At 71.6% G+C, this 19920-nt stretch carries 17 protein-coding genes; 6 read left to right on the top strand and 11 right to left on the bottom strand.

Features of this window, described 5'->3' with window-relative positions:
- Nucleotides 1-25: 25 nt before the first annotated feature.
- Nucleotides 26-514: an ATP-binding protein gene (locus tag ACIP64_RS19160; RefSeq protein WP_401587863.1), complete on the top strand. Its 489-nt coding sequence runs from the start codon at nucleotides 26-28 to the stop codon at nucleotides 512-514.
- Between the two features lie 98 nt (nucleotides 515-612).
- Here ACIP64_RS19160 and ACIP64_RS19165 read toward each other — a convergent pair whose 3' ends face one another.
- Genes ACIP64_RS19165 through ACIP64_RS19175 form a run of 3 tightly spaced genes read right to left on the bottom strand, consistent with a single transcriptional unit; the run spans nucleotide 613 to nucleotide 3494 of the window.
- Nucleotides 613-1827, bottom strand: coding sequence for a dipeptidase (locus ACIP64_RS19165; protein ID WP_401587866.1), 1215 nt, complete (start codon nucleotides 1825-1827; stop codon nucleotides 613-615).
- On the bottom strand, nucleotides 1828-2358 hold the full coding sequence (purE, locus tag ACIP64_RS19170; protein ID WP_401587869.1) for a 5-(carboxyamino)imidazole ribonucleotide mutase: 531 nt from the start codon (nucleotides 2356-2358) through the stop codon (nucleotides 1828-1830). It abuts the gene before it with no gap.
- Entirely contained in the window at nucleotides 2355-3494 is a 1140-nt protein-coding gene (locus tag ACIP64_RS19175) for a 5-(carboxyamino)imidazole ribonucleotide synthase (protein ID WP_401587871.1), read from the bottom strand. The genes purE and ACIP64_RS19175 overlap by 4 nt, the downstream gene beginning before the upstream one ends.
- A gap of 106 nt (nucleotides 3495-3600) precedes the next feature.
- Between ACIP64_RS19175 and ACIP64_RS19180 the strand changes: the two genes are divergently transcribed.
- Nucleotides 3601-4152 carry a GtrA family protein gene (locus ACIP64_RS19180; protein WP_401587874.1) on the top strand — a complete coding sequence of 184 codons (552 nt, stop codon included), beginning with the start codon at nucleotides 3601-3603 and terminating at the stop codon, nucleotides 4150-4152.
- Between the two features lie 15 nt (nucleotides 4153-4167).
- Here ACIP64_RS19180 and ACIP64_RS19185 read toward each other — a convergent pair whose 3' ends face one another.
- Together ACIP64_RS19185 and ACIP64_RS19190 are read right to left on the bottom strand one after the other, a co-directional pair.
- Nucleotides 4168-5409: an ATP-binding protein gene (locus tag ACIP64_RS19185; RefSeq protein WP_401587876.1), complete on the bottom strand. Its 1242-nt coding sequence runs from the start codon at nucleotides 5407-5409 to the stop codon at nucleotides 4168-4170.
- Nucleotides 5410-5468: 59 nt separating this feature from the next.
- Nucleotides 5469-6143, bottom strand: a complete 675-nt coding sequence (locus ACIP64_RS19190; protein WP_018559726.1) for a response regulator transcription factor — start codon at nucleotides 6141-6143, stop codon at nucleotides 5469-5471.
- 345 nt (nucleotides 6144-6488) lie between these two features.
- On the opposite strand from ACIP64_RS19190, the gene ACIP64_RS19195 reads away from it, so the two are divergent.
- Nucleotides 6489-7988 (top strand): peptide MFS transporter, encoded by a 1500-nt coding sequence (locus ACIP64_RS19195; protein WP_401587879.1) that lies wholly within the window; start codon nucleotides 6489-6491, stop codon nucleotides 7986-7988.
- A 600-nt stretch (nucleotides 7989-8588) separates the two neighbouring features.
- On the opposite strand, the gene ACIP64_RS19200 is transcribed toward ACIP64_RS19195, so the two are convergent.
- Entirely contained in the window at nucleotides 8589-9932 is a 1344-nt protein-coding gene (locus tag ACIP64_RS19200) for a UDP-glucose dehydrogenase family protein (protein WP_401587882.1), read from the bottom strand.
- Nucleotides 9933-10145: 213 nt separating this feature from the next.
- Between ACIP64_RS19200 and ACIP64_RS19205 the strand changes: the two genes are divergently transcribed.
- On the top strand, nucleotides 10146-11198 hold the full coding sequence (locus ACIP64_RS19205; RefSeq protein ID WP_401587885.1) for an LCP family protein: 1053 nt from the start codon (nucleotides 10146-10148) through the stop codon (nucleotides 11196-11198).
- A 46-nt stretch (nucleotides 11199-11244) separates the two neighbouring features.
- Here ACIP64_RS19205 and ACIP64_RS19210 read toward each other — a convergent pair whose 3' ends face one another.
- Together ACIP64_RS19210 and ACIP64_RS19215 are read right to left on the bottom strand one after the other, a co-directional pair.
- The gene (locus ACIP64_RS19210; protein WP_401587887.1) at nucleotides 11245-12483 is read right to left on the bottom strand and encodes an LCP family protein; all 1239 of its coding nucleotides are present in this window, start codon (nucleotides 12481-12483) and stop codon (nucleotides 11245-11247) included.
- 118 nt (nucleotides 12484-12601) lie between these two features.
- On the bottom strand, nucleotides 12602-12865 hold the full coding sequence (locus tag ACIP64_RS19215; RefSeq protein WP_360910957.1) for a DUF1876 domain-containing protein: 264 nt from the start codon (nucleotides 12863-12865) through the stop codon (nucleotides 12602-12604).
- A 153-nt stretch (nucleotides 12866-13018) separates the two neighbouring features.
- On the opposite strand from ACIP64_RS19215, the gene ACIP64_RS19220 reads away from it, so the two are divergent.
- Nucleotides 13019-13561 carry an acyl-CoA thioesterase gene (locus ACIP64_RS19220; RefSeq protein WP_401587890.1) on the top strand — a complete coding sequence of 181 codons (543 nt, stop codon included), beginning with the start codon at nucleotides 13019-13021 and terminating at the stop codon, nucleotides 13559-13561.
- Nucleotides 13562-13567: 6 nt separating this feature from the next.
- Here ACIP64_RS19220 and ACIP64_RS19225 read toward each other — a convergent pair whose 3' ends face one another.
- The gene (locus ACIP64_RS19225) at nucleotides 13568-15007 is read right to left on the bottom strand and encodes an LCP family protein (RefSeq protein ID WP_401587892.1); all 1440 of its coding nucleotides are present in this window, start codon (nucleotides 15005-15007) and stop codon (nucleotides 13568-13570) included.
- Between the two features lie 92 nt (nucleotides 15008-15099).
- On the opposite strand from ACIP64_RS19225, the gene ACIP64_RS19230 reads away from it, so the two are divergent.
- On the top strand, nucleotides 15100-16140 hold the full coding sequence (locus ACIP64_RS19230; RefSeq protein ID WP_401587894.1) for a glycosyltransferase family 2 protein: 1041 nt from the start codon (nucleotides 15100-15102) through the stop codon (nucleotides 16138-16140).
- Between the two features lie 42 nt (nucleotides 16141-16182).
- Here ACIP64_RS19230 and ACIP64_RS19235 read toward each other — a convergent pair whose 3' ends face one another.
- Both ACIP64_RS19235 and ACIP64_RS19240 read right to left on the bottom strand, forming a co-directional pair.
- Nucleotides 16183-18033, bottom strand: coding sequence for an LCP family protein (locus ACIP64_RS19235; RefSeq protein WP_401587897.1), 1851 nt, complete (start codon nucleotides 18031-18033; stop codon nucleotides 16183-16185).
- 228 nt (nucleotides 18034-18261) lie between these two features.
- The gene (locus ACIP64_RS19240; RefSeq protein WP_401587900.1) at nucleotides 18262-19890 is read right to left on the bottom strand and encodes an LCP family protein; all 1629 of its coding nucleotides are present in this window, start codon (nucleotides 19888-19890) and stop codon (nucleotides 18262-18264) included.
- Nucleotides 19891-19920: the final 30 nt, after the last annotated feature.

The following is a 19920-nucleotide window of genomic DNA, read 5'->3' on the forward strand; positions in this document are numbered from 1 at the left end:
CGGACATCGGTGAGTGGAGGCGCTGATGAGCACCACGCGGCCCCCTGCGGCGGACGACCGCGACCCGGGCGGCGCGGACGCGCTGCCCTCCGGACCGGGGGAGGCCCAGGTGCGCAGGCTCCATCTGTCGGGTGTCGCGGGTGCCGTGCCCATGGCACGTGACTTCACGCGGCAGGCACTGAACGACTGGGGCTGGCTCCCGGCCGACTCCGCGGACCGGCGGGCCGCCGCCGAGGACGTCCTGCTGGTCGTCTCCGAGCTGGTGACGAATGCCTGCCTGCACGCGGGCGGCCCCGAGGAACTGCGGCTGCACCGGCAGCCCAAGTCGCTCCGTCTGGAGGTCGCCGACGGCGGCGTGGGCGACCCCGCCCCGCGGACCCCGCACCGCGCCGGCCGGCCGGGCGGGCACGGCATGTTCATCGTGCAGCGGCTCTGCCTGGACTGGGGTGTGCTGCGCGGCATGGACGGGCAGCCCGGCAAGACGGTCTGGGCCGAGGTCGCGGCTCCCGCGTAGCCGGTCCCCCGGCCTCCACCGCTGCTGTCCCGGCGCATCCCACGGTGCGTCGGTTTTCGTGCGCCCCCGCCTGCCTGACCATCCGTCAGGTCCGGTGGTCATTCCCCGTCGTGGGCGGCGGAGGCGTCCAGTTCCTCGATGGAGGCGTTGGACGGCCGCTCGTCCCGCAGGTCCGCCGCCACCGACTCCGCGTCCCGCAGGACGCGCACCGCGTTCCGCCACGCCAGCTTCGCCAGGTCCTCCCGCGACCAGCCGCGGCGCAGCAGTTCGGCGAAGAGCCGCGGGTAGCCGGACACGTCGCCCAGGCCCTCGGGCAGGTAGGAGACGCCGTCGTAGTCGCCGCCGAGCCCGATGTGGTCGGCACCGGCGGCCTCACGCATGTGGTCCAGGTGGTCGGCGACGGTGCCGATGGTCGCGACCGGCCGGGGGTTGGCCTGCTCGTAGGCCCGCTGGACCGCCAGCGCCTGCGGCGTCTGGTCCAGCGGGTGCAGACCGTGCGCGGTCATCTCGGCGTTGGCTCCGACGATCCACTCGGCGGCTGCGGGCAGCACGAACTGCGGCACGAAGGTCGCCATGGCGACCCCGCCGTTGCCGGGCAGGCGCTCCAGGACGTCGTCGGGCACGTTGCGCACGTGGTCGCAGACCGCCCGCGCGGAGGAGTGCGAGAACAGCACCGGTGCCCGCGACGCCCGCAGTGCTGCGCGCATCGTGTCGGGCGAGACGTGCGAGAGGTCGACGAGCATGCCGAGGCGGTTCATCTCGCGGACGACCTCCTCGCCGAAGGGGGTCAGACCGCCGTGCCGGGGCGCGTCGGTGGCCGAGTCCGCCCAGTCGATGGTGTCGTTGTGGGTGAGCGTCATGTAGCGCACACCCAGCGCGTACAACGTCCGCAGCACACCGAGGGAGTTGGCGATGGAGTGCCCGCCCTCGGCGCCCATCAGCGAGGCGATGCGGCCCTCGGTGCGGGCGGACTCCATGTCGTCGGCGGTGAACGCGGCCCGCAGGTCGCCGGGGTGGCGCCCGATCAGGCGCCGGACGCAGTCGATCTGCTCCAGCACGGCGGCGACGGCGTCCCCGCCGGCCAGGCCGCTGCGCACGTACACCGACCAGAACTGGGCGCCGACCCGCCCGGCCCGCAGCCGCGGGAGGTCGGTGTGCAGGTGCGCCGACTGGTCCGCGGCGATGTCCCGCAGATCGAGGTCGTAGCGCACCTGCTCGCGCAGCCGCCAGGGGAGGTCGTTGTGCCCGTCCACGACGGGATGGGCGTCGAGCAGTTCCCGTGCCCGCGCGAGCAGTTCGTCCTCCGCGCTCATCTACTTGCCTCCGAACCCGAAGCCGGCCGCCCCCTCCACCTTGGCACGCAGGCGCTTGCCCTTGTCGGTCGCCTGCTGGTTCAGCTCCTCCTGGAAGTGCCGCATCCGCTCCAGCAGTTCGGTGTCGTGCGCGGCGAGCATCCGCACCGCCAGCAGGCCCGCGTTGCGCGCACCGGCCACCGAGACCGTGGCGACCGGCACCCCGGCCGGCATCTGGACGATGGACAGCAGCGAGTCCATGCCGTCCAGGTACTTCAGCGGCACCGGCACGCCGATCACCGGAAGCGGCGTCACCGAGGCGAGCATGCCCGGCAGGTGGGCGGCACCGCCGGCGCCCGCGATGATCGCCTTGAGGCCGCGCCCGGCGGCTTGCTCGCCGTACGCGACCATCTCGCGCGGCATGCGGTGCGCGGAGACGACGTCGACCTCGTAGCGCACCTCGAACTCGTCGAGTGCCTGGGCGGCGGCCTCCATGACCGGCCAGTCGGAGTCGGAACCCATCACGATGCCGACCAGGGGGCTGCTGCTCATTCGGTGATCGTCCCTCGCAGGTAGTCGGCGGCGTGCCGGGCGCGCTCGCGCACGTCGGCCAGGTCGGCGCCGTAGGTGTTGACGTGACCGACCTTGCGGCCGGGCTTCACGTCCTTGCCGTACATGTGGATCTTCAGCTGCGGGTCCCGGGCCATGCAGTGCAGATAGCCCTGGTACATGTCGGGGTAGTCGCCGCCGAGGACGTTCGCCATCACCGTCCACGGCTGCCGCGGGCGCGGGTCGCCCAGCGGCAGGTCCAGCACCGCCCGCAGGTGGTTGGCGAACTGCGAGGTCACGGCGCCGTCCTGGGTCCAGTGGCCGCTGTTGTGCGGGCGCATCGCCAGCTCGTTGACCAGGATCCGGCCGTCCCGGGTCTCGAACAGCTCGACCGCCAGGTGGCCGACGACACCGAGTTCCCTGGCGATGGTCAGGGCCAGTTGCTGCGCCTGCGCCGACAGCGCCTCGGGCAGGTCCGGGGCGGGCGCGATCACGGTGTCGCACACGCCGTCGACCTGGATCGACTCCACCACCGGGTAGGCCACCGCCTGCCCGTGCGGGGACCGCACGACGTTCGCCGCCAGCTCCCGCGCGAAGTCGACCTTCTCCTCCGCGAGCACCGGCACCCCGGCCCGGAACGGCTCGGCGGCGCCCGCCTCGTCGCGGACCACCCACACGCCCTTGCCGTCGTAGCCGCCGCGCACGGTCTTGAGCACCACCGGGTAACCGGCGCCCTCCGCCGCGAAGCGCGTCACGTCCGCCGGGTCGGCCACGATGCGGTGCCGCGGGCACGGCACGCCGATGGAGTCCAGCTTCGCCCGCATGACGCCCTTGTCCTGGGCGTGCACCAGGGCGTCCGGCCCCGGGCGGACGGCGATGCCGTCGGCCTCCAGGGCCCGCAGGTGCTCGGTGGGTACGTGCTCGTGGTCGAAGGTGATCACGTCGCAGCCCGCCGCGAACGCGCGCAGCGTCCCCAGGTCGCGGTAGTCGCCGACGACGACGTCTCCCGCCACCAGGGCCGCGGAGTCCACGGGCGTGTCACTGAGGAGCTTGAATCTGATGCCGAGCGGGATGCCCGCCTCATGGGTCATACGGGCGAGCTGGCCGCCGCCGATCATGCCGACTACCGGGAATGTCACAGTCACCAGGATATCTGGGTACGAATGACGCCCCGACCCCTGTCCCAGCGGCCCCCCGGCTAGCATGAAGGCCTCTGACCGAAGACAGACGGGACCGGGCGATCACATGGGCGAAGCGACGGGGCACACCGGCCGGCCGGCGGTGCTCACCGACCGCCTGTGGGGGATAGCGCGCGAGGTCGCCAAGTTCGGCGCGGTCGGCGGCGCGGGTGTGCTGGTCAACATCGGCGTCTTCAACCTCGTCCGGCACCTCACGGACCTCCAGGTGGTGCGTGCCAGCGTCATCGCGACCGTCGTGGCCATCGTCTTCAACTACGTCGGCTTCCGCTACTTCACCTACCGCGACCGCGACAAGGGCGGCCGCACCCGCGAGCTGGGGCTCTTCCTGCTCTTCAGCGCGATCGGGCTGGTGATCGAGAACGGCCTGCTCTACATGGCGACCTACGGCTTCCACTGGGACAGCCCGCTGCAGAGCAACGTCTTCAAGTTCCTCGGCATCGGGGTCGCCACCCTCTTCCGCTTCTGGTCCTACCGCAGCTGGGTCTTCAAGGCCCTGCCGAGCCACGGCGCCGTACGGCAGGCAGAATCGTTCCTGGTCGAAGCCGAGGGCGAGACCGTCGGCGAGGCGCCCGGCGCCCCGGTCGGACGCGCGGGCTGACCGCCGCCCCTGACGTCACAGCGGCGGTTCCTGGCGGGCCAGGAAGAGCGCGAAGACCGGCGGACGCTGCTGGAGCAGTTCCAGCCGGCCGCCGTCCGCCTCGGCCAGGTCCCGCGCGACGGCCAGACCGATGCCCGTGGAGTTGCGCCCGCTGACCGTGCGCTCGAAGACCCGGGCCCCCAGCTCCGGCGGCACGCCCTGGCCCTCGTCCGTCACCTCCACCACCACCTGGTTTCCGGTGACGCGGGTGGAGATCGCCACCGTGCCCGCGCCGTGCATCAGCCCGTTCTCCAGCAGGGTGGCCAGCACCTGCGCGACCGCGCCCGGCGTGCCCACCGCCCGCATCCGGTCGGAACCCGTGGTGATGACCCGCCCCGCGCTGCGGTAGGCCGGGCGCCACTCCTCGACCTGCTGCTTGATCACGTCGTCGATGTCGAAGACCACCGCGGAACCGGTCCGCGGGTCGCGCGCGTTGGTGAGCAGCCGCTGCACGACATCGGTCAGCCGCTCGACCTGGCCGAGCGCGATCGTCGCCTCCTCCTTGACCGTCTCCTGGTCGTCGGCGGTGGCGATGATCTCCTCCAGCCGCATCGACAGCGCGGTCAGCGGGGTCCGCAGCTGGTGCGAGGCGTCCGCGGCCAGCCGCCGTTCCGCGGTCAGCATGCGGGCGATCCGCTCGGCGCTGCGGTCCAGCACGTCGGCGACCCGGTCCAGCTCCGGCACCCCGTAGCGGCGGTGCCGGGGCCGCGGGTCGCCCGAACCCAGCCGTTCCGCGGTCTCGGCCAGATCGGTCAGCGGACTGCCGAGCCGCCGCGCCTGCCGCACCGCCAGCACCACGGCGGCCAGCACCGCCAGCAGCGCCACCGCGAGGATGATCAGCAGGGTGCGGCCGATCTCCTGGCTGACCTTGCTCCGTGACTCCTGGACGACGACGGTCTCGCCGTGCTCGCCCGTCTGCCGGGAGGAGATCACCTTGCCCGTCGGGCGCGTGCCGATGACGATCGGGGTCTCGCCCGGGATCGTCACCCGCGCGTAGCGGTCCGGCGCGATCTGCTGGGACAGCACCGCGCGGCTGATCCGCTCGTCGCCGATGATCCGGCTCTCGACGATGCCGATCAGCCGTACCGCCTCCGAGTCCACGCTCTCCCTGGCGCTGTTCTCGATCGTCCGGGTCTCCACGATGACCAGGGAGACGCCGAAGACGGCGATGACGACGAGCACCACGGCGAGCGTGGACTGGATGAGACGGCGGCGCATGGTTGAAGCGTCTCAGCTTTCCGGGGCGGACAGGTCCGCGGGCATCGTGTTCGGTTCGCTCAGTTCTTCTCGAACCGGAACCCGACACCGCGGACGGTGGAGATGTAGCGCGGGGCGGCCGCGTCGTCGCCCAGCTTCTTGCGCAGCCACGAGATGTGCATGTCGAGCGTCTTGGTCGACGACCACCACGTGGTGTCCCACACCTCGCGCATCAGCTGCTCACGGGTGACCACCCGCCCGGCGTCCCGCACCAGCACACGCAGCAGGTCGAACTCCTTCGCCGTGAGCTGCAGCTCCTCGTCGCCCATCCAGGCGCGGTGCGACTCGACGTCGATCCGCACCCCCTGGGTCGAGGGATGCTGGGCCTCCGCCGTGCCGCGCCGCAGCAGGGCCCGCACGCGGGCCAGCAGCTCGGCCAGCCGGAAGGGCTTGGTCACATAGTCGTCGGCGCCGGCGTCCAGGCCGACCACCGTGTCCACCTCGTCGGCGCGGGCGGTCAGCACCAGCACCGGGAATCCATGGCCCTCGGTGCGCAGCCTCCTGCACACCTCGAGCCCGTCCATTCCGGGCAGCCCCAGATCGAGCACCAACAGATCGAAGGAGCCGAGCAGGGCGGCTTCGAGCGCCGCCGGTCCGTCCTCACGCACCTCGACCTCGTACCCTTCGCGGCGCAGCGCGCGTGCGAGCGGTTCCGAGATGGATGCGTCGTCCTCGGCGAGCAGTACGCGGGTCATGCGCTGATGGTAGTCCGCTCGGAGAAACCGCACGCCGGGCGGGCCGTGCGTGCTGTGAGACGCGTCTCAAGTCGCCCCATATAACACATGTGAAGCTGTCATAAAGTAACGAAAAGCCCGCATCAGTTCCCCCGTGGGACCTTTGACGTTCATGTGGCGTCGATGGGCCCTACTGCTGCGGGGCTGGTCCCCACCAGCATCAGTCATCGACCTGTAGGCCGGGGCCGCCGCCTGGGAAGGCGGTGGCCGTGGATCCTGGCGCGCCTTCGCGTGCGCCGGTGCCGGTCACCCCCCACCCGGGCGCGCCCCCCTCGCGCGGCGCGTCCCGAGCAGCAAGGAAAGCCCATGGCGTCCAGCCTGACTGAGGGCCTCGCCGCACGGAACAGCAGTTCCGGCGGCAGCTTCCTCGGCCACCCCCGCGGCCTGGCCACACTCTTCATGACCGAGACGTGGGAGCGGTTCAGCTACTACGGCATGAGGGCGTTGCTCGTCCTCTACCTGACGGCCTCGGTCGCGGACGGCGGCCTCGGCATGAAGGCCGCCACCGCCGGCGCCATCTACAGCGTCTACACCGCCACCGTGTACCTGCTGGCCATGCCCGGCGGCTGGTTCGCCGACCGCCTGTGGGGCCCGCGCCGCACGGTCGCCATCGGCGGCACGATCATCATGATCGGCCACTTCCTCCTGGCGGTGCCCGTCCGGGCCTCGTTCTTCGTCGGCCTGGTCTTCATCGCCGTCGGCTCCGGCCTGCTGAAGTCCAACATCTCCACGATGGTCGGCCAGCTCTACCCGGACCGGAACGACCCCCGCCGCGACGGCGGCTTCACGATCTTCTACATCGGGATCAACCTCGGCGCCTTCCTCGCGCCGCTGGTCATCGGCACCGTCGGCCAGAACGTCGACTGGCACCTGGGCTTCGCCCTCGCCGGCGTCGGCATGGGCCTCGGCCTCGGCCAGTTCCTGCTGGGCACCAAGCACCTCGCGCCGGTCTCCAGCGTGGTCCCCACCCCCCTGGACACCGCCGAGCGCGCCGGACTGATGAAGAAGGCCCTGCTCTGGCTCGCCGCCGCGGTCGTCTTCTACGGCGTGGTCACCTTCACCGGCCACTTCACGATCAACTGGGTGCTGTGGCCGCTCTCACTGCTGGGCCTGGCGCTGCCGGCGTACTACTTCATGCGCATCCGCCGCGACCAGGAGCTCACCTCGGACGAGAAGACCAAGGTGACCGGCTACATCTGGTTCTTCGTCGTCGCCGCCGTCTTCTGGATGATCTACGACCAGTCCGGCTCGACCCTGACGGTCTTCGCCTCCGACCACACCGCGTCGAAGCTCTGGGGCTTCCACTTCCCCGAGAGCTGGTTCCAGTCGCTGAACCCGCTCTTCGTGATGGCCCTGGCCCCGGTCTTCGCCCTGCTGTGGATGAAGCTGGGCCGGAAGAACCCCAGCACCACCGTGAAGTTCGCGCTCGGCCTCGTCGGCATCGGCGCCTCGTTCGTCGTGATGATGCTGGCCCAGGCCGCCGCCTCCGGCGACACCCGGGTCACCCCGCTGTGGCTCGCCGTGGTCTACCTCATCCAGACCGCCGCGGAGCTGTGCCTGTCCCCGGTGGGCCTGTCGGTGACCACGAAGCTGGCCCCGGTCAAGTACGCCAGCCAGATGATGGGCCTGTGGTTCCTCGCCGTGACGGCGGGCGACTGCGTGGCGGCGATCCTTCAGCTGGTCATCGGGGAGGGGTTCCTGTCGGAGACGGCCTTCGCGATCCAGGGCGGCGTGGCGCTGGCGGCGGGTGTCGCGTTCGTGCTGTACCGCAAGCGGGTGGTCGCCCTGATGGGCGACGTGCACTAGCGGTTCCGCTGCGCTGGCCGCCTGGGTTTTTCCCCCACCCGCCCGCCCGATTGCCCGGCGCGGTATGTGCGGGCCCCGCGCTGCGTGCGTTGTGGGGTCGGCGCCGCTCCGGAGTCCGTCCTCGGCGCTCGCGGTCTACGCCAACGTGCTGTGCAGCGCGGTCGCCGCTCGTCGCCTGCGGGCGGACCCCGGCGCACCCCCTCCCGGGGTCGTTGGGGCGACTTACGGCCGGTGGGGTGTCTGTTGGCGGTGACGGCTGCGCACTTTGTTGGCGCTGCGCCAATGGGTGCCCGGACACGGTGCCGTCTCTACCCACCCACCGGGGATCAGGCGCGATACGAAACAGAGGGGGCGGGGTCGGAGGGGTGGCGTTCTGGACTGTGGAGCATATTTGGGTGCACAACCCGGGGGCACGCAGCCGAGGGTGCCTGAGGCACCTAAATGTGCTGTCCAGAATGGCAGCCCCGGAGGCCCCGAACCCGGCCCCCCCCACAACTGGCGTCGGGGCGCCCTGACTTCACAGGGCACACGGGCGGGAGGGCGGGGGAAAAGGGAACGCCGGACCGGAAGCGACAGGGGCCCGCATGCCGCCCGCCAGGGCTACGCGTTGGGGCGGCCCATCGCCCGGAACGTCCACCCCGCCGCCCGCCACACGGCAGCGTTCAACGCGTTGCGCCCGTCGATGATGTGCCGCTGCCCCGCCACGGCCCCCAGCGCCCCCGTGTCAAGCTCGCGGAACTCCTGCCACTCGGTCAGGTGCAGCACGACCTGGGCGCCGCGTACCGCCTCCAGCGCGCTGGATGCGTAGCCGAGCGTGGGGAAGAGGCGGCGGGCGTTGTCCATCGCCTTGGGGTCGTAGACGGTGACCTGGCCGCCCTGGAGGTGGATCTGCCCGGCGACGTTGAGCGCGGGGGAGTCCCGTACGTCGTCCGAGTCCGGCTTGAAGGCCGCGCCCAGTACCGCGACGCGCTTGCCGAGGAAGCCGCCGCTGCCGCAGGCCTCGCGGGCCAGTTCGACCATGTGGGCCCGGCGCCGCATGTTGATGGAGTCGACCTCGCGCAGGAACGTCAGGGCCTGGTCGGCGCCGAGTTCGCCGGCGCGGGCCATGAACGCCCGGATGTCCTTGGGCAGGCAGCCGCCGCCGAAGCCGATGCCGGCCCGGAGGAACTTCTTGCCGATCCGGTCGTCGTGGCCGATGGCCTCCGCGAGCTTCATGACGTCGCCGCCGGCGGCCTCGCTGACCTCGGCCATGGCGTTGATGAAGGAGATCTTGGTGGCGAGGAAGGCGTTCGCCGCCGTCTTCACCAACTCGGCGGTGGGGTAGTCCGCGACGACGAACGGGGTGCCCTCGGAGACCGGGGTCGCGTAGATCTCCCGCAGGAGCTTCTCGGCGTGCTCGGAGGCGACGCCGACGACGATCCGGTCGGGGTGCAGGGTGTCCTCGACGGCGAAGCCCTCGCGCAGGAACTCCGGGTTCCACGCCAGTTCGGCCCGGTCGCCCACCGGGGCGAGTTCGGCCAGCCGCCCGGCGAGCCGGGCCGCGCTGCCGACCGGCACCGTGGACTTGCCGACGACGAGGGCGGGTCGGGTCAGGTGCGGGGCGAGCAGGTCGAAGGCGGACTCGACGTGGCTCATGTCGCAGGCGTACTCGCCGTGCTTCTGCGGGGTGTTGACGCAGACGAAGTGGACGTCGCCGAAGGCGGCGACCTCCTCCCATGACGTGGTGAAGCGCAGCCGGCCGCTCGCGCCGGGCAGGCCCGCGACATGGCGGCCCAGAAGTTCCTCCAGGCCCGGTTCGTACATGGGGACCCGGCCCGCCGACAGTGTCTCGATCTTGGCGGGGTCGATGTCCAGCCCCAGTACCTCGAAGCCCAGCTCCGCCATCGCGGCGGCGTGCGTGGCGCCCAGATAGCCGGTGCCGATCACGGTGAGCTTGAGGGCCATGGAGGCTCCCTCCCCTGGTGGTGGCCGGTCTGTGCTGCCGAGCATAACCGCGGGGGGTGACGTCCTCCCGTCCGCCCGGTGCGTCGGGGTTGGCGGGGGCGTGGTGCCCGTGTGGCGGGACGGGTGCCATGGGCATGGCCATGGACGGCCTCGGCGCGCCACAATGCCCCGTACGCACGCGTGGGGAGCGGGTGCACAGTGTGGGGGTGGGGCGTGACGACGACGGATCCGGTCGGTCACAAGGACACGGCTGTTGAGGAAACGCACGGGGACGAGGCCGCGCGCGGCCGCAAGCGGCGCCGCCGCACCCGCAGGGTCCTGCTGGCGGCGCTGACGCTGCTGGCGGCGGGGGTGGTCGCGGTGGCGGGAACACTGTGGTGGGCGGTGGACCACTACACCGGCAAGGTGAGCCGGATCCCGAACGCCTTTCCCACCAATGTGCCCGAGAGCGAGCAGCCGGCTCCCGCCAAGGGCGGCGAAACGTTCCTTCTGGTCGGCGTGGACGCCCGCTCCGACCTGCCCACCACCGGCGAGGACGCGCAGGCGCCGGAGTGGAGGCGCGGCGCCCAGCGCAGCGACACCATGATGCTGGTCCACCTGCCCGCCGACCACCGGCACGCCTACGTGGTCTCGCTGCCCCGCGACAGCTGGGTCAGCGTCCCCGGCAACGGCAAGGCCAAGCTCAACGCCGCCTTCTCCTGGGGCGGTCCCCCGCTGCTCATCGACACCGTGCAGCGGCTGACCGACGTCAAGGTCGACCACCTCGCCGTCATCGACTGGAGCGGCTTCCGCACCCTGACCGACGCCATCGGCGGCGTCGACCTCGCCGGCCGGCACATGAACGGCGACCAGGCCCTGACCTACGTCCGCGAGCGCTACCACCTGCCCCGCGGCGACCTGGACCGCACCCACCGCCAGCAGGCCTTCCTCCGCGCGGTGATCGCCAAGACGCTCACCCCGTCCACGATGAGCAGCCCGCTCAAGGCCAAGCACCTGCTGGACCAGGTCACCGGGGTGGTCAGCGTCGACGACCGGCTCTCCGACGGCGACCTGCGCGACCTGATGTGGAAGATGCGCGACGTCCGGGCGTCCGACATGGTCTTCATGAACGCGCCCGTGGGCGGGCTCGACATGATCAAGGGCCAGTCGGTCGTGCTGCTCGACGAGAGCGGCAGCTCCCAGCTCTGGGAGGCCCTGCGCAACGACACCATGGCCGACTACGTCGCGGGCCACTCCCTGGACCGGCTCGGCGCCAGTACGCCGTGAGGGCCGGGAAGCGCCCGCTCCCCGGCCCCCGGTCGTCTCGCCCGGCTCACGAGTCGGGGGTGACGGTGACCTTCTCGTCGTTCTTCAGCTCGGAGATCAGCTGCTTCACCTTCGGCATGTCCCACTTCAGGGAGCTGCCCGCGCTGGTGTTGATCGAGCCGGCGGTCGGCATGTTCATCGACAGGCCGTCACCGCTGTTGACGCCCTTCATCGCCCAGAACATCGAGACCAGGTTCCACAGGCTCATGTCCTTGTCGACGATCAGGGTGTCCAGGCCCGAGCCCATCACCGGGTAGAGCTTGAACGGGTTGAGCACCGTGCCCGGCGTCGCGGTCTGGGACGCGAGGGCGGCCAGGAACTTCTGCTGGTTCTTGGTCCGGCCGAGGTCGCCCTCCGCCTCCTGGTACCGCTGGCGGACGAAGGCGAGCGCCTCGTCGCCGTTGAGGGTCTGGGTGCCCTTCTTGATGTGCAGGCCGGAGTTCTTGTCGTCGATGTTGCGCGGGATGTCCAGCTCGACGCCGCCGACCGCGTCCACGATGTTGGCGAAGCCGGCGAAGCCGATCTCCGCGTAGTGGTCGATGTGCAGGCCGGTGTTGTACTCGATGGTGCGCACCAGCAGCGTCGGGCCGTCGATCGAGTAGGCGGCGTTCAGCTTGTTCTGCCCGGGGGACTTGAACGTCTTGCCCGACTCGGATCCCTTGAAGTCGGGGATCGTGACGTAGGAGTCGCGCGGGAGCGAGATCAGCGAGTTCCCGTTGTCGCCGACGTGCAGGATCATCATGGAGTCCGTGCGCTTGCCCGCGGCGGAGCCGGTGTGCAGCTGCTTCTTCTGGTCGCCGGACAGGCCCTCGCGGCTGTCGGAGCCCACGATCAGGTAGTTGGTGCCCTTGCCGGTCTCCGGCCGGTCGATCACCGTGCCGAGGTCGACCTCGCGGCGCACCTTGCCGTCGGCCCATATGTAGGTGCCGATGGACCAGGCGAGCACGACGACCACCAGCGCCAGCAGGGTCACCTTGACCCGGCGTGCGCGGCTGCCCGGACGGGGAGGCCGGCCGGCGGTCGTGGGCGGGCCGTAGCCGCCCCCGTCACCCCCGTCGCCGCCGTACCCGCCGCCGCCGTAGGCGGGCGCGGGGGCGGCAGGGCTGCCGTACCCCTGCTGGCGCGGGACGCTGCCGGGGCCCGCCGCCGCGCGGCGCGGGGAGAGCTCGGGGGGCAGCGGGGGCTCGGGCGTCTGCTGCTGCCGCTGGTTCCTGTTGTCGGACCAGCCGTCGGGCCATGCGTTCATGTACGGCAGTGTGCCCGTTCCGAGGGCAGAGCAGGAGATCGGTTCCGCTTCTGCAGCAGAGCTGATGCAAAGGTCACAGGACTGCCGCTTCCCCGTGACCCAATGCGCCCGTCCCGCGTCATCCCGTGAGGTGGGTGGGCAGGTCGGTGTGCGTCTCGATCATCCCGGCCGCCTGCTCCAGCAGTTCGTGGGCCAGGTTGGAGCAGGCCCGGGACGCGGCCACGTCCTCCCCGATGCGCAGGTCCGGTTCGTCGCCGGGATTGCGCCGGGAGTACCCGTGCCCCACGACTCCCGGGGCGCCGTCGCCGGCCAGCGACGCGGTGCAGGCGGTGCGGTTGCCGTCCTCCTCCAGGGTCAGCTTGATCGTCCAGGTCTTCTCCATGGCGCTCACCTCAAGGACAGGCTCGGATGGCGGGTTCAACACGGACATCGAAAACATCGGGAACATCCCCCTTTGACAGCATCCGCCCGGCCCCGTCCCCGGGCAAGGTGTGCCGGGCGGAGGGCGCCGCGGGCCACTGCATAGGCTGGGCCCATGTTCGAAGAGCCTGCCCCGCACCCCGTCGCGGCCAAGCCGACCTCCGCCTCGCGGATCACGCTGGCGCACATCATGACCCAGAACGACACGAACCTCCTGGGCACCGTGCACGGCGGTGTGGTCATGAAGCTGGTGGACGACGCCGCGGGGGCCGTCGCCGGCCGCCACTCCGAGGGCCCGGCCGTGACCGGCGCCATGGACGAGATGGCGTTCCTGGAGCCGGTGCGGGTCGGCGACCTGCTCAAGGTGCAGGCGCAGGTCAACTGGACCGGCCGGTCCTCCATGGAGGTCGGCGTGCGGGTGGTCGCCGAACGCTGGAACGAGTCGGGGCCGGGCACCCAGGTGGCCAGCGCCTATCTGGTCTTCGTCGCCGTCGACGCCGAGGGCAAGCCGCGGTCCGTGCCGGAACTGGTCCTGGAGACCGACCGGGACCGCCGCCGCTACCAGGAGGCCCAGATCCGGCGCACGCACCGGCTGGCCCGCCGCCGGGCGATCATGGAGCTGCGCCAGAAGCGGGCCGCCGAGGGGCTGGACGGCTGACCGCGGTCAGCCGCACAGCATGCGGTCGCCCCGGACCGGCCTGATGCCCACCGGCTCCGGCCGCGGCTGGGGTGCCGGGGCGGGCTCCCCGGCCCGTACCGGCGTGACGCCCCGGTAGTCGGCGCCCACGATCACCCGCAGCACCGGCCCGAGCCCGGGCACGGCCCGCAGCTCCGCGTACGGCAGCGCGGTGCCGAGCACGGCCGCGGAGCGGTCCCAGCCCGGGTCGTAGTGGATGACGGTGTACTCCGCGTCGTGCCGCGTGGTGTTGCCCGGCATCCCCGTGGTGCGGAAGCCGGTGCCGCGCAGGTCCTTGTCGGCGCGGGCGCCGAGGCCCGTGACGGCCGTGCCGTTGTTGACCTGGACGTGGATCGAGCCGGGTGGCACGTCCACCTGCTCGGGGCTGCGCGAGGGCGCGGGCGTCCCGCTCGCGGGGGCGGCGGCCGGGCCGGCCAGGGGCCGGTCCTCCCGGAGGGCGTCGAAGAGCCGCTTGGCGCCCCCGGTGGACCAGCGCACGGTCGAGCCGACCCCCTGGACGCGGAAGGGCGTCGGCTCCACCGGTACCGTCGCGAACTCCAGCGACCCGACGCCGAAGCCGCCGCGCAACCCGGTGACCAGCGAGATCAGGTCGTCCGGTGTGGTCTGCCGGTCGGTGCGCACCGAGCCGAGCGCGGCCGCGGCGACCTGTTCGAGCTTGGCCGGGTTGCGCAGCAGCCCGGTCTCGGTCGCCCGGCGCACCAGGGCCGCCAGGAAGCGCTGCTGGTGGCCCATGCGGGTCACGTCCATGGCGTCCTGGCCGAACCCGGAGCGGACGTACTGGAGCGCGGCGCCGCCGTTCATGCGGACGGTCCCGGCGGGCAGGTCGATCCCGGTGTAGCGGTCGCTCAGCGGGTGGGCGGTGCACACGTCGACGCCGCCGACGAGGTCGACGGCCTTCATGAAGCGCCGGAAGTCGATCTCGGCGTAGTGGTCGACGGGCAGCCCGGTCAGCTTCTCGACGGCCCTGACGGTCAGCGCGGGGCCGCCGTCCCCGTACGCCCACTTCAGCTTGCCGGGGCGGGGGAGCTCGGCGTAGGAGTCCCGGGGCAGGCCGACCACGCTGATCCGGCGGCCGTCCCGCGAGACGTGCGCGAGCATCATCGTGTCCGCGCAGTCGCAGGCCTGGCCGCCCAGGTGCCAGCGGGTGCGCTGGGCCGCGGTGAGGCCCCGGCGCAGGTCGGTGCCGACGATCAGGTAGTTGGTGCCCTTGGTGGATCCGGCGCGGCTCTTCTGCCCGCCGAGGGCGTCCACGTGCGCGAGACGGCTGTCCATGTGCGCGCGGACGGCGTGCCCGATCCCGCTGGCGGTCAGGATGACCAGCGAGACCGCGCCGAGGAGGCGCATCCCGCGGCGCACCGGGGTCCGGCGGGCGGCGGGCGCCGGCGGGCGGCGTCGAGCGGCGGTCATAAAGGCACGTTAAGCAGTCATACCGTCCTACGGTATGAGCCTCGCCCGGGCCCGCGCACCGCTGTCATCCGTTCGCGGTAACGTGTGCGGCTGTGAACGCTGCGACCCCCCACCTGCCGCCCGCCGTTTCCGTGATCATGCCGGTGCTCGACGAGGAGCGCCATCTGCGCGCGTCCGTCCGGCACATCCTGGAGCAGGACTACGCGGGCGAGCTGGAGGTCGTCATCGCCCTCGGCCCCTCGACGGACCGCACCGACGAGATCGCCGCCGAGCTCGTGCGCGAGGACCCCCGGGTGCACACCGTGCCCAACCCCACGGGCCGCACCCCCGCCGCCCTGAACGCGGCCATCAAGGCCTCCCGGCACCCCGTCGTGGTCCGGGTCGACGGTCACGGCATGCTCTCCCCGGACTACATCAAGACCGCGGTGCGGCTGATGGACGAGACCGGGGCCGCCAACGTCGGCGGCATCATGCACGCCGAGGGCGAGACCGACTGGGAGCGCGCCGTCGCCGCCGCCATGACCTCGAAGATCGGCGTCGGCAACGCGGCCTTCCACACCGGCGGCCAGGCGGCCCCCGCCGACACCGTCTACCTGGGCGTCTTCCGCCGCGAGGTGCTGGAGCAGCAGGGCGGCTACAACGAGGAGTTCATCCGCGCCCAGGACTGGGAGCTGAACTACCGCATCCGCGAGGCCGGCGGCCTGATCTGGTTCTCGCCCGAGCTGCGGGTCTCCTACCGGCCGCGGCCGAGCGTGCGGGCGCTGGCCAAGCAGTACAAGGACTACGGCCGGTGGCGCCGTGTCGTCACCCGCTACCACCAGGGGTCGGTCAACCTGCGCTACCTGGCCGCCCCCGGCGCCGTCCTGGCGATAGCCGCGGGCGTGGTCGTCGGTGCGGCCGTCACCCCGCTGGGCTTCGTGGTCCCCGGCGGCTATCTGGCCGCCATCGCGCTGGGTTCGCTGCCGGCCGGCAAGGGTCTGCCCCTCGCGGCGCGGGCGCAGATCCCGGTCGCGCTGGCCACGATGCACATGTCCTGGGGCTTCGGCTTCCTCACCAGCCCGCGTTCGCTGGCCCGCCGGGTCATCGCCAGCCGCCGTCCCGCGGTGCGGCCGACGGCCGACGCCGACGCGTGACACCCGCGGCCGGGCCCCGGCGGGGGGCCCGGCCTCCGCTTGCTACCAGCGGTAGTACGGGTTGACCTTCATGCACGCCGACTTGTCGGAGGCGTTGAGCGCGTTCGCGCTGTCCAGCACTTCCTTGGTGTCGGACGAGCTCTGCTTCGGGTAGCTCGTGCCGGTCGTCCAGTCGGCGCCGACCACCAGCGTGATCCCGGAGGCCTGGTCGGACTTCTTCACCGAGCTCGTCGGCATGCCCAGCGACTTCGCGACCGCCAGGGCGTTCGCCTGCTGGTCGTCGGAGGGGTAGGTGACCGTCGAGCCGGACTGCGACTGCGGGGTGCTCTCGGCGGCCGCCTGCGTGAAGCCCAGCGCGAGGAGGCGGTCGGAGATCGCCTTGGCCCGTCTGGGGACGGCGGCCTGGGCGGCCGTGCCGGTGCCGTTCTCCACCGTGACCGCGATGTCCGCCTTGGCGTCGGGCTTCGCGGTCGGGGTGGCCGTCGGCTTCTTCTTCTGGCTCGCCTTGCCGTCGACCGGCTGGTCGTTGCGGAGCAGCGTGAAGAGCTTCGTCGCCGCGGGGGTCGGCACGACGTGGGCGTTCGGGTCCTCGGGGTCGGCGCCCCACGGCATCGTGGTCATCGTGATGCGGCTGGTGGGGACGCCCTTGAGGTCGTTGCCCATGTCGTACAGCTTCTTGACCGTGCCGAGGCCGGTGTCGACCGTCAGCGCCTTCGTGGCGCTCTCCGCGAGGCCCGTGAGCGCCCCGGGGTCGGTGAGCTTCGTGCCGGACTTCAGCTGGCGCACCATCGCGTTCATGTACATGTGCTGGGCGTGGGTGCGGCCGATGTCGCTGCCGTCCTCGAAGCCGTGGCGGGTGCGCAGCCACTGCAGCGCCTGCTGGCCCTTGATGGTGTGGTCGCCCGCGGTGAGCTTGAGTCCGGACTTCTTGTCCCAGACGTTGCTCTTGACGCAGACCGGGACGCCGCCGACCGCGTCGGCCATGGACACCACGCCGGCGAAGTCGATCATCATGAAGTGGTCGATGGATATGCCGGTCAGGTTCTCCCAGGTGGCCACGGTGCAGCCCGGACCGCCGTGCCCGAGGCTGGCGTTGATCGTCTCCGCGCTGGTCTCGGGGTAGACCGTGCCGTCGTCGGGGTCGGTGCACTTGGGGATGGTGACCCGGGTGTCGCGCGGGATGCTGACCACGGTCATGTTGCTGCGGTCGGCCGAGACGTGCAGCAGCATCTGGACGTCGGCCAGCGGCTTGCGGTTCGCGTCGGCCTTGGCGCCGCCGAGCTTCTGGTTCTCCTTGGAGGCCCGGCTGTCCGAGCCCAGCAGCAGGATGTTGAGCGGTGTCTGCCCGGCCGCGTTCGCCTTGCTCTTGTCGACCTTGCTGTCGCCGAGGTTGAGAGCGTCCTTGCGGATGTTCGCGTTCAGGTGCTCGTAGTAGGCCCAGGCGGCGCCGGCCGACCCGACTATCGCGAGCGATGTGACGATCGCCACCCAGCGCAGCGCACGCCGCTTGCCCTTCTTGCGGCGGCGGTTGCCGCGCCGGCCCGGACCGCCGGGGCCCCCCGCGCCGTCGTCGCCGTCACCCGGCCCGCCGGTCCGCGGGTCGGTGGCGGCGGAGTCGTCGCCGTACTCCTCCTCGGGGGCGTACGGCTCGGGCTCGTACACCTCCTGGTCGAAGGCCGAGGGCTGGTACGCGGTGGTGTCGTAGGGCGCGTACTGCTGCTGTCCCTGCGGCTGCTGCGGCTGCTGCGGCTGCTGCTGGTAACCGCCGCCGTACGAGGGCTGCTGCGGAATGTACGGTGCCCCGTCACCGCCCCTGTACGGAGCGTTGCCCCACCCGGGTTCATGAGGTTCGCGAGGGGCGTTGAGCCCCCCAGGGGCGCTGCCGTGGCGCATTCAGGCCTCCCATGGCGCGCTGGACACTCCGGTCGACCGCTGCGCCGAGGCGCCGCGCATCGTGGGTGATTCTCAGCTGCGCGACTGTCAAAGCCCTGTGGGGTCCGACAGAGATGCTCGCGGATGGTTGGAGTCACGATACATAACGACGACAACTGTCCAGGCCTTCGCTTCTTATCGGTCATGTAAAACGATTGGCCCTGTATCCCCAAAGGGGGGCGTTCCCGACTACCACCGATAGGGGGCGTACACCGGCATGCACGTTGATTTGTCCGAGCCGTTGAGCGCTCCGGCGCTGTCGGGGAGCTTCGCGTCGGGGTCGGCGCCACCCGTGTAGGACGTCCCCTCGCGCCAGTCCGCGCCGACCACGAGTGTGATGGACGCAACGTGTGTGGATTCCTTCACAACCGCGGCCGGCAGCTTGAGGGCCTTCGCCACGGAGAGCGCGTCCGACCTTGCCTGGGCCCCCAGGTCCGCGGGGTAGTCGATCACGGTGGTGGCCGACGGCTGTGCCGCGGCGGCCTTCACGGCGCCCGTGAAGCCCCGGCCGGCCAGCAGGCCCGCCACGACGCCCGCGCGGCCGTTGACGGGCGCGCCCGTGCTGTCGCCGGCGGTGCCGTTGACCACCGTCACCGGGATCTCGGCGGCCGGCCGCGCCGGCGGTCCCGACTGGGCGGGCTTCTTCGGCTTCTTCGCGCCGTTGTTGTCGAAGGGCACGTCGTTCACGAGCTTCGCCCACACCTTGGGCGCGTCCACCACGTCCGGGACGTAGTGCTGGTCGTTCTCCGGGTCCGTGGCCGGCGGCATGGTGAGCATCGTGATCCGGTTCGACGGGACGCTCTTGAGCTCCATGCCGAGGTCGTACAGCTTCTTGGGGGTGCCGATCTCCTCGGAGACCTGCAGCGCCTTCGTCGCCGCCTCCGCCAGGTTCCGCAGCCGGCCGCTGTCGGTGAAGACGTTCTGCGAGCGCAGCTCCCGCACCATCGAGTTCATGTACATGTGCTGGGCCTCGGCCCGGCCGAGGTCGCTCTCGAAGGCGTGCCGGGTGCGCAGCCACTGCAGCGCGGTCTTCCCGGAGATCTTCTGCCGGCCCGCCCTGAGCTTCAGGCCGGAGCCGCCGGGCTGCTGCGCGGTGGGGTGGTCCCACACGTTCTGCTTCACGCACACCTCGACACCGCCCACGGCGTCGGCCATCTTCACCACACCCGCGAAGTCGATCATCATCCAGTGGTCGATGTAGACCTTGGTGAGGTTCTGGACGGTGGCCAGCGTGCAGCCCGGACCGCCGTGCGTGAGGCTCTCGTTGATGATCGCGTGCGTGGTGGCGGGGAACTTCTCGCCCGTCTTGGGATCGGTGCACTCGGGGATCGGCACCCGGGTGTCGCGCGGGATGCTCACCACCGACATGTTGCTGCGGTCCGCGGAGACGTGGACCAGCATGATCACGTCGGCGCGCGGCTTGTCCCCGCGGGTGTACTTCGCGCCGCCCAGCTTCAGGTTGGCGTCGGTGTTGCGGCTGTCGGAGCCCAGCAGAAGGATGTTGAGCGCGTTCGTGGGCGCCTTGTGCACGTTGCTGGCGCCGCTGCTGCGCTTGCCCTTGCGGATGTTGTGGCTCAAGTGCTGGTAGTACGCGTAACCGGCCCCCGCCGTACCGAGTATCAGCAGGGCCAGGACCACCGCGGTCCAGCGCAGCGCACGCCGCCCGCGGCGCCGCGGCGTCCCCGCGGGAGGCTGTGCGCCGCCGCCGTCCGCCACGGCCGCCGCCGGTGTCCCGCCCGGCACCTTTGCCTCATGCTGCGGCCGCGTCTCGTACAGGCTGTCGTCCCACCCGAGATCGCGTACGCCACGGTCGGTCATGTCTGGTCCCCACCCCTGAAGCCCCGTTGG

The sequence above is a fragment of the Streptomyces sp. NPDC088733 genome, assembly GCF_044751185.1.
Lineage (GTDB): Bacteria > Actinomycetota > Actinomycetes > Streptomycetales > Streptomycetaceae > Actinacidiphila.